The organism is Pseudoalteromonas sp. UBA2102, from assembly GCF_002331165.1.
Lineage (GTDB): Bacteria > Pseudomonadota > Gammaproteobacteria > Enterobacterales > Alteromonadaceae > Pseudoalteromonas > Pseudoalteromonas atlantica.
In genome coordinates this window covers 118,696-134,288 of the sequence record NZ_DCYU01000060.1, presented here as the reverse complement: position 1 = coordinate 134,288, position 15,593 = coordinate 118,696, and the positions used below count along the sequence as shown (strand labels likewise).

Annotated in this window: 10 protein-coding genes; 5 read left to right on the top strand and 5 right to left on the bottom strand. The window is 41.3% G+C overall.

Features of this window, described 5'->3' with window-relative positions; genetic code table 11:
* The coding region (locus B2R65_RS08135) for a retention module-containing protein (RefSeq protein ID WP_286741839.1) at window positions 1–3,275 on the bottom strand (3,275 nt) is incomplete at its 3' end.
* 224 nt (window positions 3,276–3,499) lie between these two features.
* On the opposite strand from B2R65_RS08135, the gene B2R65_RS08130 reads away from it, so the two are divergent.
* Genes B2R65_RS08130 through B2R65_RS08115 form a run of 4 tightly spaced genes read left to right on the top strand, consistent with a single transcriptional unit; the run spans window position 3,500 to window position 9,694 of the window.
* Window positions 3,500–5,473: a TolC family outer membrane protein gene (locus tag B2R65_RS08130; protein WP_286741838.1), complete on the top strand. Its 1,974-nt coding sequence runs from the start codon at window positions 3,500–3,502 to the stop codon at window positions 5,471–5,473.
* A 53-nt stretch (window positions 5,474–5,526) separates the two neighbouring features.
* The gene (locus tag B2R65_RS08125) at window positions 5,527–7,665 is read left to right on the top strand and encodes a type I secretion system permease/ATPase (RefSeq protein WP_286741837.1); all 2,139 of its coding nucleotides are present in this window, start codon (window positions 5,527–5,529) and stop codon (window positions 7,663–7,665) included.
* Window positions 7,662–9,083, top strand: coding sequence for an HlyD family type I secretion periplasmic adaptor subunit (locus B2R65_RS08120; RefSeq protein ID WP_126007887.1), 1,422 nt, complete (start codon window positions 7,662–7,664; stop codon window positions 9,081–9,083). Before B2R65_RS08125 ends, B2R65_RS08120 begins: the two co-directional genes overlap by 4 nt.
* A 23-nt stretch (window positions 9,084–9,106) precedes the next feature.
* The gene (locus B2R65_RS08115) at window positions 9,107–9,694 is read left to right on the top strand and encodes a LuxR C-terminal-related transcriptional regulator (RefSeq protein ID WP_024033058.1); all 588 of its coding nucleotides are present in this window, start codon (window positions 9,107–9,109) and stop codon (window positions 9,692–9,694) included.
* 134 nt (window positions 9,695–9,828) lie between these two features.
* On the opposite strand, the gene B2R65_RS08110 is transcribed toward B2R65_RS08115, so the two are convergent.
* From B2R65_RS08110 to B2R65_RS08100, 3 genes are all read right to left on the bottom strand, one after another.
* Complete coding sequence (locus tag B2R65_RS08110) at window positions 9,829–11,787, bottom strand: bifunctional diguanylate cyclase/phosphodiesterase (protein ID WP_286741836.1); 1,959 nt, start codon at window positions 11,785–11,787, stop codon at window positions 9,829–9,831.
* Window positions 11,787–12,494: a transglutaminase-like cysteine peptidase gene (locus tag B2R65_RS08105; RefSeq protein ID WP_414704500.1), complete on the bottom strand. Its 708-nt coding sequence runs from the start codon at window positions 12,492–12,494 to the stop codon at window positions 11,787–11,789. Before B2R65_RS08105 ends, B2R65_RS08110 begins: the two co-directional genes overlap by 1 nt.
* Before the next feature lie 360 nt (window positions 12,495–12,854).
* Window positions 12,855–13,310 carry an LPP20 family lipoprotein gene (locus B2R65_RS08100; protein WP_096041337.1) on the bottom strand — a complete coding sequence of 152 codons (456 nt, stop codon included), beginning with the start codon at window positions 13,308–13,310 and terminating at the stop codon, window positions 12,855–12,857.
* Between the two features lie 129 nt (window positions 13,311–13,439).
* Between B2R65_RS08100 and B2R65_RS08095 the strand changes: the two genes are divergently transcribed.
* On the top strand, window positions 13,440–14,633 hold the full coding sequence (locus B2R65_RS08095; RefSeq protein ID WP_286741835.1) for a flagellar assembly protein FlgT: 1,194 nt from the start codon (window positions 13,440–13,442) through the stop codon (window positions 14,631–14,633).
* Here B2R65_RS08095 and B2R65_RS08090 read toward each other — a convergent pair.
* Window positions 14,630–15,520, bottom strand: a complete 891-nt coding sequence (locus tag B2R65_RS08090) for a LysR substrate-binding domain-containing protein (protein WP_029774511.1) — start codon at window positions 15,518–15,520, stop codon at window positions 14,630–14,632. The two genes, B2R65_RS08095 and B2R65_RS08090, sit on opposite strands and share 4 nt — an antisense overlap.
* Between the last annotated feature and the right edge of the window lie 73 nt (window positions 15,521–15,593).

The window sequence follows — 15,593 nt, the reverse complement described above, 5'->3', positions numbered from 1 at the left end:
GCACCTACTTGCCAAGAACCATCTTCTGCGACAACTGCCGTCAAGGTTTGCGAATCACCATTAGAGTCTGTTACTAATACAGTGATCAAGCTACCTGGCTCTACATCAGTTGTGGTACCACTAAATACAGGTGTTGAATCGTTAGAGTCAGTAAAGTCATTTACACTAATAGTTGGTGCGGTTAAATCTATAGTGCCAGTTTGTGAGTCTTGCGCGCTATTACCAGCACTATCACTTACATTTGCCACCACACTAAACTCACCCTCAGCTAATGCTTGTGGGACATCTATACTCCATGTGCCATCACCATTTATAGCAGTGACAAATTGCTGCTCAGCGCCAGCATCATCAGTCACAATCACTGTAACCACACTACCCGCTGCTAAACCTTGAGTAAAGCCGCTTATAGTAGGCGTTGTATCGTTTGTATCACCAATATTATCTATAGTTACGGTAGGTGCGGTTAAATCTATGGTGCCAGTAACCGTTGCTGTACTGCTATTGCCTGCTTCGTCACTTACACTTGCAGTAACTGTAAAGTCACCTTCGCTAAGCTCATTAAGTATATCGGCGCTATAGCTTCCATCGGCATTAGTAACCGCTGTAATAGTTTGTTGATTACCGTCACTATCTGTTATTAATAAGGTAACCTCAGTACCTTGAGGTACATCTACTACGCTACCTGTCACACTCGGTGTTGTATCGTTTGTATCTGTAATTGGGTTAATAGTAATTGCAGGATCAGTTAAATCAATTTCCCCTACTTCTGTTGCAGAGGCTGTATTGCCAGCAGCATCGGTTACTGTTGCAACCACCGTAAATTGACCCTCTACCAACTCCTCGGTTGCTTCGATTGACCACGACCCATCAGCATTTGTGGTTACTTGCACAGTTTCTGTTGCGCCATCGCTGCCTGTAAAGGTAACAGTAACAACCGCACCTGCGTCAACATCTTGCGTAGTACCACTAATTGTTGGAGTGGTATCATTAGTATCAATAATAAAATTAATACTTACGGTTAAATCTACATTACCGACCGTACTTGCTTGTGCCTCATTGCCTGCATCGTCTATAACGGCTGCAACTACGGTAAAATCCCCTTCAGGCAGAGGCTCTGTAACTTGAGCGCTCCAAGAACCATCTTCTTGCGTGACCGCTAAAAGATTAAAAGTACTGCCATCACTTGCGGTAATCGTTAGGGTTATAGTGGTACCAGCAGGCACGTTACCGGTATTACCACTTAAAAATGGCGTGGTATCGTTTGTATCTGCAATAGAGTCAATTTGAATAGAAATAGGGGCAAATGTAACTTCACCACTTGTTTGCGCGGATGCTTCGTTACCCGCAGGGTCACTCACTGTCGCGGTAACACTAAACTCTCCACCAGGGATAGCGTTGGGCGATTCAACACTCCACGTGCCATCAGCCTCAAGTGTCGTTGTTAAGGTTTGTATATTACCGTCGCTATCGGTTACTAAAACAGTAATTACAGAGCCTTCAGGTGCCCCTTCAACACGGCCTACAAAAGTAGGGGTTGTGTCATTAGTGTCTGCAATGGCCGTAACCGTTATTTCAGGGCTAGTTAAATCAACTAACCCTTGCTCTATAGCTTGTGCTTCATTACCTGCAGTGTCGGTCACGGTTGCATTAACTTCAAACTCACCTTGTGCTAAAGGGGTAGAAACACTTACAGACCAGCTGCCATCATCATTTGTTTGCGTTAACAGCGTTTGAACTTGCCCATTAATATCAGTAATAACCACGGTAATTACCGAGCCTGCTGGCACATCTTGCGCAGAGCCAGTAATAATAGGGGTTGTATCTTGCGTATCGGCAATCGCATTAATTTCTACAATTGGCGCCGTTAAGTCAATAACTCCAGCATCACTTGCAAGTGCTTGGTTGCCTACGCTATCACTCACCTGCGCATCAACAGTAAAATCACCTTCTGGTAGTGCCACACCCACATCAACAGCCCAACTACCATCTTCACCGGTAATGGCTGTTAAAAGCTGCACTTCGCCTGCACTGTCAGTTACTGTGATTGTTACTTCAGTACCTTGTGGCACACCGGTTGTAGTACCGGTTAATGGCGGCGTAGCATTATTAGTTTCACCCGCTACTGTAACTGTAATTTCTGGAGCGGTTAAATCAATACTCGCAACTGCTTGGTCAATTGCTTGGTTACCAGCGGCATCAACTGCTACTGCGTTAACATTAAACTCCCCTTCAGCTAAAGGCGATGTAGTGGTAATACTCCAATTACCTTGTGCATCAACTTGTGTAACAATTGTTTGTTGTGTGCCTGTGCTATCGGTAAGAGTTACAGAGACGTTGTCGCCAGTATTCAAACCCGCTACCGACCCCGTAACCGTTACTGTCTGAGATGCAGAGTCTGCAACAGGGTCAATATTAATTACTGGCGCGGTGGTATCTATTTCAATAGAAATAGCATCGTTAAACGCATTACCATCTGGATCGGTGGCTTCTACAACTACGCTCACGGGTCCATCGGCTATCGGGTTAGGTAGTGTAATTTCAAACGTGCCATCTGGGCCAATAACCGCGCTTACTACTTGAGAGTTACCATTTTCATCTGTCACAGTAATATTTACTGTTTCACCCACTAAGTTTTCACTTGTACCACTAATTGTTGGCTGAGATGAATTAGTTAAACCTACCTCATTTAATGATATAGACGCAGTGCCATCATCAGGAACTACCCCATCAGAGGTGTCGCGAATATTTAGCGCTTCTGTAGAATCAGGATCAAAGCTTGAATCAAATGCAACGCTATTAGGGTTAACCCCCTCCGCAATACGTGTAAGCTGAACAAATGAGCTTCCTCCACCAGAGCCCGCACCACCAGCACCACCGGCGGCCGTTGCTTCTAAATTATCTAAAATATCACCATCGCCCTCTAAGGCATCTAAAAAGTCAGTAACATCAGAATTAGCCGCCGTTTGGCCATCGTTATTATCAGTTTGTTCTAAGCTTGCAATGGCCGCATCTAGGCTTTCGTCAAACACGGTGGTTTCGCTGCTATCGCGGGTTTCTTGTGCTAATAAATCAGGGGTGATCTTTACGTTTTGATTAGCAGGAATCGACAGTGTTTCTCCTTGCACATCAATTGTTAGCGATGAATTATCGGCGGTAACCACTAAATCGCCCACAGTAATAGTATCGCCCACTTCAAGTGGCTTAATTGTGCCATCTTCTAAAACAACACCAGCAGACCCTTTTAAGTCTATTACTAATAATTGATTAGATTCCATTTTACTTACCTCAAACATAAGAATTAAAAACTATTAATTAAAATGTAGAACAGCAAAACGCATTAGATACTGTACTCAAGTACAGTTTTTAAAAAAACATTAAAAATAAAAAAGTGGTAGATAATAAATTTTATGCTAGCCAAAACGATTATTTGCGAAAAATGCATTTATTGACTAAACCATATGGTAGGTATTGATAGCCCAAGTAACCCTAAGAGGAAGAAATGATTACAAAAAATACTTTACTAAAGCAAAAAGGAAAGCTGCTTATAGGTTTAACGCTAAGTGCGCTTGGCGCAACTAACGTGGTAAAAGCCGATGACAGCTCTGTGGCACCGCTTACATACGTCACCAGTAAAGCAATTGAAAATAATCCAGAGGTACAACAAGCATGGCATACATTTAAATCCTCAATTTATGGCGTAGATGCAGCCCGCTCAGGCTACTTACCTAGCGTTGATGTATCTGCCAGCGCAGGTTATGAGCGCCGAAACTACGGTATAGAAGACGAATACAACCGCAACACTGCAGAGCTTAGTGTTACTCAAATGCTTTACGACGGGTTTAGAACATCTAACACCGTTGAAAGGTTTGAGCGTATTCAGCTCATTCGGTATTTTGAATTACTCTCACAAACAGAGCAAACTGCATTAGATGCATCTATTGCATTTTTAGATGTGCAAAAATTTAAAGAACTTGTGACACTCGCTGAAGAAAACCTGCAAGAACACGAGTCTGTATACCAACAAATTGAACAAAGTGTAGGAGCCGGTGTTGCCCGAGCAGCAGATCTAGAGCAAATTAGTGGGCGCTTATCGCTAGCGCAATCTAATGTGCTAACCGAGTACGCTAACCTGCACGATGTAACCGCGCGTTATTTAAGGGTTGTTGGCGAGCTACCCGTTAATGATATAAAACAAGCCAAATTAGATGAGCAAAACGTGCCCATTTCTATTAACCAAGCGCTTGATATAGCCTATAAAAACAGCCCTGCTTTTTACGCATCGCTTTATAATATAGAGGCGCAAGAAGCCAATGCTCAGGCACAAAAGGCAGCGTTTCATCCAAACGTAGACTTATCTGCCCGTTACGGCACACAAGACAGAGACGAGCTAGGTTTAAACGAAACAAGAACCGAAGCACGGGTAGGTATAGACATAACCTATAACCTGTACAACGGGGGCCTAGATAGCGCCAACCTTGAACAAGCATACCAAGATGTAAATATTGCCAAGTATCAACGCGATCAAGCTTGTGTTGATATTCGTCAAAGCCTACAAATTGCCTATCATAATGTGAACAATATAGAGCAAAAGCTACCCACGCTTGAAAGCTATAAAAACTCGTCAAACAGAGTAAAAATAGCCTACCGAGACCAATTTGATATTGGCCAACGGACCCTGCTTGATGTACTTGACGCTGAAAACGAGGCATTTCAATCTAACCGCTCGTACATTGTTGCTCAATACGATAGACAAACAGCCATTTTAACTATGCTTAACGAAATGGGTAAACTATTGCCAGCTCTAAATGTTATGTCTGACAAGTACCCAACATTAACAGAGTTAACAGATGACCCAATCGTGCATAACGCACAAAATATATGCCCAAGTTACGATGTAGCTGCCACCTTTAAACGCAAAGCTTTTTTACAAAAAAAAGCCAAGCAAGATAACGCCTACATGAGCGTTACAGCTATGCCTAGGTATTTAGAAATGCCAGCAGAAACCCCTAGCGCATCGAGTTTTGCAGATGACGATAACGACGGTGTACCTAACGAGCAAGACACCTGCCCAAGCACGCCAGCGGGAACAAATGTAGACCTGTCTGGATGTACTTTGTATGACCAAGCGACCGACTCAGTTGAAATAGGCATTCCCTTTTCAGCCGACTCAAGCCAAGTGCGCCCAGAGTACTTGCAAGAGGTAGAAAAGCTCGCGGAGTTTTTAAAAAATAACCCTGACAAAAAGGTAGAGATCCAAGGTCACGCCTCATTAGATGGCGATAGAAAATACAACCGCAAACTTTCAGAGCAACGCGCCTTTGCCGTAGCACAATTACTTATTGAGCAATTTGGTATAGCGCCAAATCGTGTTCAATCATTTGGTTATGGTATTGATCAGCCACGCGTTAATGAAATTTCGGTACGTGCTAATGCGGCAAACCGCCGTATTGAGGCGGTTATTACCGATAGTTAAGAGGTGCTTAAAACAAATAAATTTAAAATGTTTTACATAACATTGGATGGTATATGGAATTAAATGATGTACTTGATCATGGCGGCGCACTGGTAGATTGCCTTGCAGTATTGTGCCGCTTTCATGATAAAGATTTTTCAAGGGAGGCCTTATTAAATGGCCTCCCACTAACAGATGGAAACTTAACGCCTTCAGGGTTTGCACGTGCTGCAAAACGTGTGGGCTTTAAATCAAAAGTTGTAAATAAGCCTCTTAATCAAATTAATACTGCTTTATTACCCGCCATTATTATTTTAAATAATAACCAAGCGTGCGTGATAACCGCTATTGATAACCAAAAACAAACAGCGCAAGTTACTTACCCCGAGCTAACCGAGTCTGTTGTAGAAGAAGACCTAGAACAGTTAATTGAAAAATCAACAGGTTTAATTATTTATGCTCATCCAGAGTTTATGTTTGATGAGCGCTCCCCGGTGCTTGAAAAGCTCTCTAAAGACGGCTGGTTTTGGGGCGTAATAAAAGAATGCCGCGCACTGTACAAAGACGTCGTAATCTCCGCCATTGCATTAGGCGTTTTGTCTGTTGCCATGCCTTTATTTGTAATGAATGTATATGACCGAGTAGTTCCAAATCATGCAACAGAAACCCTCTGGGTTTTAGCCATCGGTATTTTAATAGCACTGACCGCCGACTTTGTACTGCGCTTAGTACGCAGCTACTTTGTAGAGCTTGCGGCAAGTCGGATAGATGTAAAAGTGTCTGCGGTTATTATGGAGCGCGTACTTGGTATGAAGCTCAAAAATAGGCCCTCATCAGCGGGGTCATTTGCGAGTAACATACAATCGTTTGAAGCCGTACGTAACTTTTTTAGTTCAATAACCTTGGTCGCGCTGGTTGATTTACCCTTTGTTGCTATATACCTAATTGTTATTGCAATAATAGGTGTACCGCTTAGCCTACCCATTATCGCAGGTGCCCTAATACTTTTAAGTTATGGCATAGCAGCCCACAGAAAACTTGAAGCGCTGTCAGAGCAAACCATGAAAGCAAGCTCAATGCGAAACTCCATACTTGTAGAAAGCTTAACCAACATTGAAGATGTAAAAAGTTTTCACAGCGAATGCAAAACCCAATCAACATGGGAAAAATCAACTATTTATATTGCTCAGGTTAATGCGCAAAGTCGCTTAATCTCAAGCTCAATCTCTAATAGCGCAGCGTGGATACAACAATGTGTTGGCGTGATCATTATGATCATTGGTGTTCATTTAGTTATTGAAGGCGAGCTCACGCAAGGGGGATTAATAGCCGCTTACTTACTTTCATCACGTGCAATGGGGCCGCTTGGGCAATGCGCCGCCGTACTTGCGCAATATCATCATGCTGCTATTGCTATGCAATCGCTTAACGAAATAATGGAGAAAGACGTTGAACGCCCGCCAAATAAACATTGGTTAAGCCACCCCATATTAAACGGCGAAATAGAATTTAAAGACGTATGCTTTAAGTATGAAGACGACGCGGCCGATGCGCTTAGTAATATTAGTTTTAAAATAAATGCAGGCGAAAAAGTGGCTATTTTGGGGCGTAATGGTTCGGGTAAAAGCACCCTCGAAAAACTTATTTTAGGCCTTTACGACCCAACCGCAGGCTCCGTAATGGTCGATAACAACAATATACAACAAATAGACCCCGCAGAACTTCGTCATAACATAGGGTACGTACCACAAAATATAGCGTTGTTTTTTGGTAGTTTAAAAGACAACCTCACTATTAGCGCATGGCATGCTAAAGATGAGCAAATAATTAGCGCATGCGAAAAAAGTCAGTTATTCGAGTTAATCAACTCTCACCCCGATGGGTTTGACCTACAAGTTGGTGAGCAAGGTCGCCTGCTATCTGGCGGCCAAAAACAAGCAATTGGTATAGCGCGCGCACTAATAAACGACCCCCCTATTATGCTGTTAGATGAGCCTACCTCATCGCTTGATCACAATAGTGAAAATAAAATTATTCAAAATTTAAAAACCGCCACCCAAGACAAAACCTTAATCGTAGTTACTCACCGCTCGTCTTTACTTTCGTTGGTTGATCGCATCATCGTGCTCGATAACGGAAAAATAGTTGCCGATGGGCCTAAACAAAAAGTAATTGCCGCACTGAATAACCAAACAGTGGAGCAAGCATCATGAGTGACAATAAAAAGCCACTAGAGCAGCGCTCTTTTGAATCGGTAAGTAAAGCAATAGAAGCACGTAAAAAAGGTAAGCCTTCAATCTTTAATCGCTTATTTAAAGGCTGGCTTTCGCCTCCTGAATCACAAGATTGGGTAGTCGATGCGCAATGGGAAAAAATGCAGCAAGAGCCTGCCAGCGCACGTTTTTTGTTATACCTCATTTGCATCGCATTTATTTTGCTTACAATTTGGGCAGGCTTTGCGCCACTCGATGAGGTAGCCCGGGGTGAAGGACGCGTTATCCCATCAAATAAATTACAGTTAGTGCAATCTTACGATGGCGGTATGGTAGAAAAAATAAACATTCGAGAAGGGCAAATTGTTGAAGAAGGTGACGTATTAATAAAAATCGATCCTACTCGGTTTATTTCAAGCTTTAGAGAAAACCAATCTAAAGTGCAATCACTCACTGCAAAAGTAGCCAGGTTACAAGCCCTTACCAGAAAAGAAGATCTCGTTTTTCCTGATGAGCTTGTTAAGCAAGTACCCGAGGCGGTCGCTCATGAGCGCTCAATATATTTAAGTAATCGCCAAGAATTAGAGCAGCAAGTGGCTATTCATAAACGCCAGCTAGAGCAACGCAGACAAGATCACATTGAAGCAAAAGCCGCTTTGCAACAACACACTAGCGCTCTAAGGCTAAGTAATCGTGAGCTGCAAGTAACACGCCCACTGTTAAGAACCGGTGCTGTATCTGATATAGACATCATTAGGTTAGAGCGTGAAATAGTTGATTTAAACGGCGAAATAAACCGCACTAAAGCCGTTATTAACCGCAGTTTATCGGCTATCAACGAAGCTAAAAACAAAGTAACAGAAGTCGAACTTGCGATGATCAACCGCTGGAACAACGAGCTTTCGGAGGCATTGCTGCGTTTAGAGTCGATAAAAGAGACCGAATCAGGGCTTGCCGACAAAGTAACACAAACTGAGATCAAATCACCGGTTAAAGGCACGGTACAACGTTTATTGGTTAATACCGTAGGCGGCATTTTACAACCCGGCAGTGACGTTTTAGAAATAGTCCCTTTAGACGATCAACTTATTGTTGAGGCAAAAATACCGCCGAAAGATATTGCCTTTTTACGCCCTGGGCAGCCCGCTATGATTAAATTTAGCGCCTATGATTTTGCGGTATACGGCGGACTAGAAGCCGAGGTACTGCATATAAGTGCAGATACAATTACCGACGACAGAGAAAATACTTTTTATTTAGTGCAATTAAAAACCACTAAAAATAACTTTTCAGAAGAGTTGACTATAATTCCAGGAATGACCACACAAGTGGATATTATTACTGGTAAAAAAACCGTCTTGGAATATTTACTTAAACCCGTACTCAGAGCTACATCGCAAGCAATGACAGAACGCTAAACTGAATTTATTGGAGTAAATTAATGCGTCAAAGTATATTTATTACACAACCCGAACTTGAATCGAGCCACTGGCGAAGTGCGTTTGCAGGTTGTGTAATATGCACCAAAGAACCAAAACAAATTAATGCATCAAGTATTATATGGGTTCTGGCGGGCACTTCGGGATGGCTTGAACTGGTAAAAAAATATGCCCAAAAACGCTTACCGGTTATTGTAATGACCACAAATCTAGAAATAGAGGAACTTAGAGCAGCCCTGCAAGCGGGCGCAAGAGGCTATGTAGAAGCACTTGCATCTAAAGTAATATTACAACAGGTACTTGAGACTATTTGCTCAGGCGGCCTGTGGTTACCTGGGCAGCTACTATCTAATATTGTTGGGGCACTAAGTCAGCAGCAAATAAATTACACCCAAGCCTGCGATATTCAAAGCTTAACTAAACGCGAACGCCAAGTTGTTGATATAGTTATAACAGGGGCAACCAATAAACAAGCCGCTGAGTCACTTAATATTACAGAGCGGACAATTAAAGAGCACATGAGCTCAATTTTCACTAAGTTAAAAGTGCGCGACCGTATACAACTTATGTTAGCAGTTAAAGGTAACTAGCTTAAGCTGGAATAATAAAACCTTCGCCAGTTATAGTTAAAATTAATAAACAACGGCTTATAGGTTAAATACTGAATTGCATTTACCTATTCGCCGCCATTATTAAACCACTCCCCTTTAATTAAAGAGTCGCTTTAAGACTCTTTAATAACTCCATCAAAGCCAAGATTAACCAGTGTATCTATATCGTCTTGGCTTGTTACGCCCTGCGCGACCACTTTAATACCAATAGAATGTGCTAATGTGCAAACACCGCGTAAGAAGGTTTGATTGTCTTGGCTATAACTAATGTTATGCCCGTAAATGCTGTCTATTTTAAGCATTTCTAAGCCAAATTCTTGAATGTTCTTAATCTTAGTAAATTCGGGCCCCACACGTTTAAGTGCCACTTTAGCGCCCATACAACGCACTTGCTCACAAAACTCTCTAAATATATCTTTTTCGTTTACGACAATGTTTTCGCGTATATCAAAACATATATTTTTTGCCAAATCAGGAAAGGCAGACACATAGGTTAATACCGAGGCAAGCGCGGTATCATCCATTAATGTTTGCGCCGAAAGCTCCACAGCAATCAATTCATTTGGCGGCGCTTCACCGTACTGTTTAACAATTTGCTTGATTAAACTCCAATCCAAACGCGCTAATAGGTTTAAGCGATTAGCCCATTGATAGTAGTAGCTTGATTTATAATGTTGGCCGCCAAATTCTAAACTTAAACTAAGTTGATGCTGCAACAAGGTGTCGTTAAAACCCATAACCTCTAAACAGTTTAACTGTATGGTTTTTTGCTCAAGTGCATCTTCAATAGCCTTTTGCCAATCAGCAGAGCCATCAAAAATTTCACTCTTTTGTTTGTTATCAATGACCTTAGCCTGCACCCCAGGTTTATTACCTGCTGTTTTTAATAAACCATCGACACGGCGTAATAAATCAAAACGGGTGTCGTTTTTTTCTATGTAGGTACAACTGTGTAATATTGCCAAATCAATATTTTTGTATTCATCAACAATCGATTTATGCAGTGTAGTTATTTGCTCGCTAAGTGCCTGAATATCATCAGTATCGCTAAACAAAACGGTAAAGTCGGTATGTGATATACGCGCAATATAGTTTTCTGAAAAGTGCGCCTGATTCGACTCTAAAAACTGCGTTAACACCTGAGAAAAACGGCGTAAAAAGTTAACCATTTCTACACGGCTAATCGATTCACTTATCTTATCTAAATTAACCACCCTAAATAAAAACAAAGCACCATGGGCATGATCTTTCACTTTTTGTAAATGAGCCTCTAATGTGGCACTAAAATACTCTCGATTGGCAAGCCCTGTTAGCTCATCGTGCTGGGCTTTAAAACGCAACTCCTCTAAGCGTTTATTATCTTCTTTTATAATGCGACTAAACCGTGTCGATAATAAATTCATCGACTGCACAAGGCGAGCAAACTCAAAGGTTTTTGGCACTTTTGATTTAATAAAACGCTTATCGCCAAAGGCGTTTGCTTGGTACACCACATCATCAAGTGGCGTTAAAATTCTACGTAATAAATACGCACTTATGGCACAGGCAAAAAAGGCCACCACTAAAAAGCTAAAAAACAGTTTAAGGGCGCTTTCCCACAACGCTTGCTCAGCATATTGACTGTGGCTTTCAACAAATAAGGTGCCAAATTGCTGCCAACCGTTGTTAACCTGCCCTACACCTGGCTGAACATTTAGCCCATATACCGCTCTAAACCAAGCTGGTGCGGTATTTTCTAATGTGTCGGTAAATACGCGCTTTACAATAACCTCACCATTTGGGTCTTGCAGTTCTATGCGTTTGTAGTGACCGGTATCAAAAGTGGCTGACACTAACAGCTCAAGCTCTACAGGATCTTTTTCAAGCTGACTAATCATCAGCGCTAAGGAGCTGGCATTATCAACATTTTTTAAATACAGCTGCGTAGAAAAATAGTTTCTAGCAGAGTTAGTACTTATTAATACGCTACTTATAAAGCCAACAAAAATCACCACCAGCAAGGTGATCCACAGCTCTTGCCTAAGAGTGATTTTTCTTTTTTTGAAAAACTTAAATAAGGAAAATGACGCCATTACCACATAACCCCTTCTTGTGATGTCTGCTCCAAAATTTTACGCCAACGCGATAGCCTTGCTGTCGGGCTGGCTACACTTTTAGTCGAGTTATTTGCCCATAAACCTTGGCTGTTAAAACTAAATACCGGGCTTAAATCAACGCGTTTTGCTGCAGGTAACACTTTTGTTATTAAACTATCTAAAATAAGCGGCTGAGCATTAGGCGTAGCAAAGTAGCCTAATACCATGTGTGCTTGTGTTTTGTTTGTACCAGCAAGCTTAGCTTTTACATATATAAGCCTAAGCTTGTCGTCGCTTACGCCTAAGGCGCGTAAACTAATGTATTTAGCAATGGCATAATCTTCACAATCACCTAAACCACGGCCAAGGGTTTCTAATGGTGTAGCCCAATAGTCGTTTTGCTTCCAAAGCTGTATATCGGTTTGGTATCGAAGATTGCGTGCAAAAAAGTCGTTAACAATTAAAATTTGTTGTTGTTCTGATTTATTTTGGGTGCGCACCAGCATAGTTTGCCAATTACGCGCCACAGTGACTCGCGCAGGGCCATATTTTTGCCCCATTAATTCTATAAAGGTATTAAATTGAATAGTTAAACGGCTCGCAAACACGCCGCTTGAAAGTAAAAAAAATAGCAGTAAATAGCGCAAATTGCTTTTGCACCAAAAAAATAGCTTATTTGAGGAAAGAGTAGGCCTAAGTGTCATTCACAGCCCAAAAAAGAAAAATTAAAAACATATACCAAACGCTACACTACTTGTTCAAATATTATTCGTAACAACAGCATAGCACTCAATATAAAAGGATGAGATATTTTGTATGTGTTTTTTTACTAGATTTAAATTTTTACTCGGTCATTTCAACTTTGCTTAATACATTAACTAACGTATTGAACCATCGTTGTATTTAAAGCTGATTTATCAAACCCTAGATTTACAGAAAAACGCTCCCGTAAATAGCAAAGTTATGTGTTGCTATGCGAGTATACTCCACGCGCTTAACGTTAAAACCAACCGCTAAAACAGCAGCTTAATATAGCTTTACTATTTAAAGTACTGGCCAGTTACTTAGTAGTAGGTCACTTTTTTAACTTCACGCGGCTTAATTTCACCTATGTATAAGTCGTGCACGCGCTTCATGTTTAGCTCAAGCTCAGTAACGTATACATCGTCAACTGAGTAAGTTTTAATAATTTGCGCACCTTTAATTATGCCCTGCACTTTACTTTCCATGTAATCGTTTTGAGCAATAGCACCTGCTACAGACGTGCCCGCTGTAATTTTTTGCCCATAAACTTGCTCAGTCAGTTCACGGTACGCCTCAAGCTTAGAGGCCTTAATTGCCATTAATTGCTTTTGTGATTTATTAGCCCCTTGCTGCAAGCTAATAGGTGCATAACCAACCGCTTTAAGTATGGGATAATTATTTGGCTCTACATATTTGTACTCAACATGTTTATCAAACACGTTGCTGCAACCGGCAAGGCTAAGGCCTGCTAAAGTAAGTAATATAATTGCACGCATTTATTTGCACCCTTTAAACTAATTGCGCAAATAAATGCAGGTTTAATGCCATTTGTTATAAAGTACTCATATTGGTGCAGTCCTTGCTTAGCTAAAGCGTAATTAACTAATTTTATGTGGAGTACCAGTATGAACACGTTTTTATCATCACTATTTGCAGGTGTTACTAGCGCTGCATTATTAACGTTTTCTACCAGTACTTACGCACAATGGTTTGAATCTACCGGCCATGCACAAATACAAAATGGCGACATAAGCAGTGCTAAATCGGCCGCAATTAAAGATGCAATTACACAAGCATTAGTGTTTTCTGGCGCCCGGGTTAGCTCGGTACAGACCTTGGTAGATGGCGTGCTAACGCAAGATCAGCTAAAAATTAGTAGCCACGGCGAAATACAAAAAATAGAGCTGGTGAGCGAGCAACGCCAAAATCAACAATTTGCCATTACGCTTAGGCTTGATGTATTTGCCCAAACAGAGCAATGCCCACAAAGTAACTTTAATAAATTTGTTGCTGTAACCCAAAGCCAGCTTGTTCATCGTGAGCATGCCTTAATGGGTCAAATATTTGACGTAAATAAAGCCATTAGTAAAAAGTTATTTAGTGCTTTGCAAAGTACAAAAATGAGCACCCTGCCCGTTGCTTACTACAATAAAGCAATTAATGTAGACAATTACTTTAATCAGCAGCACGATTACTCAAATGCACAACTAGAAGAGCTTTCAGCCAGAAGCAACGCGCAATATGTTTTATTAAGTCAAATAACCAATTTAGCGCCAAGCGATAAACTCAATAACGACTACGCCTTTTGGCAAGACGAAACTTACCAGCGCAGCTACGCTATTGAGTTTATGTTGTTTGATGGCACCACGTACGAACAATTATGGCAAAACAGCTATCATACCCAAGCTGTATGGCCATTTGAAAAAACAGCCATAGTTGATGTAAATAGTGATAGGTTTTGGCAATCACCTTTTGGGCAAAGTATTAGCGATATAAATCAAACGGTCAGTTACGATATACAAGCGGCTATGGCGTGTTTTCCTACTAAAGGTAAAATAATGCACATGGAAAACAACAAATTAGTGATAAACCTAGGCACAGTTCATGGCCTTAAAAAAGGCCAACTATTAAGCATTGCGCACCATAACTACTTAACCGATGCACAAGGCAATACTATGCCGCATACCATTACCACGCTTAACACCATTGTGGTTGAGCAACTTTATAAACAAAGCGCAATTGCTGTAAGCCTTAACGACAAGCCTTTGCCTGGGGTACAAATAAACGATGTGGTAGAGGTTGCAAGCCAAGAACGCTAAATAAGCGCCCGCTTTAAATTTGGGTGCTCTGCCAACCACTGGGCTAATTGCTCAACGCCCGCCAAACGCGGGTAGTGTTTTCTGCAAGCAAATACCACATTACGTTGCTGATTAGGAAAAATAGCTAAATAATCAATCCCTACACGCTGTGTACACGCAAGCTTGGGCACAAATGTCACCCCGTCATCTATTGCCACCAGCGCCAATAAAGTTTCTAAACTATTGCCCTGATATTGGTTCGACACATCCACTCCCGCAGCAAAACAAAACTTTTGGGCTTGATCTTTAAAGCAATGACCATCACTTAACATTAATAGGCTACAACTTTGTAAATCGCTTAGCGCTACTTTTTTACGATTAGATAATGGGTTATCGGTTGAAACAGCAACCATAAAGTCTTCTTTGTACACGTTAACCGTATGGTAGTTTTTAAGCTCGGGAACATCGGCCAAAATTGCAAAGTCGAGCTCGCCGTTATCAAGCGCCTCTAGCATAGTCGCTGTTTGCATTTCTATAAACGAAAAGTGGCTCTCGCTAAACGCCGCTTTCATAGAGGTCAGTAAAGCGCTGAGTAAGTACGGCGCAATAGTAGGAATAATACCAATTCTTAGCTTACCTTGTAGCGGCCCGTTCGAAGTAGCCGCCAGCTCTTTTAAGATTTCTGTTTGCTCTAAAATAACGTTTATTTGTGTCAACAAACGTTCACCTTGCGCTGTTAATGTAACTTGCTTAGTTGAGCGGTCAAATAAAACAACATTAAGCTCTTGCTCAAGCTTTTTTACTTGCCCACTTAGTGTAGGCTGGCTAACAAAACAGGCATCGGCCGCTTTGCGAAAATGCTTGTGGTGCGCTATTGCTTTTACATACTCTAAATCTTTTAAGTTCAAATTCATCTCCACCTGATAGGCTACACCTATTAGTTTAATACAAACAAACGATTGGAACTATATTTAAATTCTC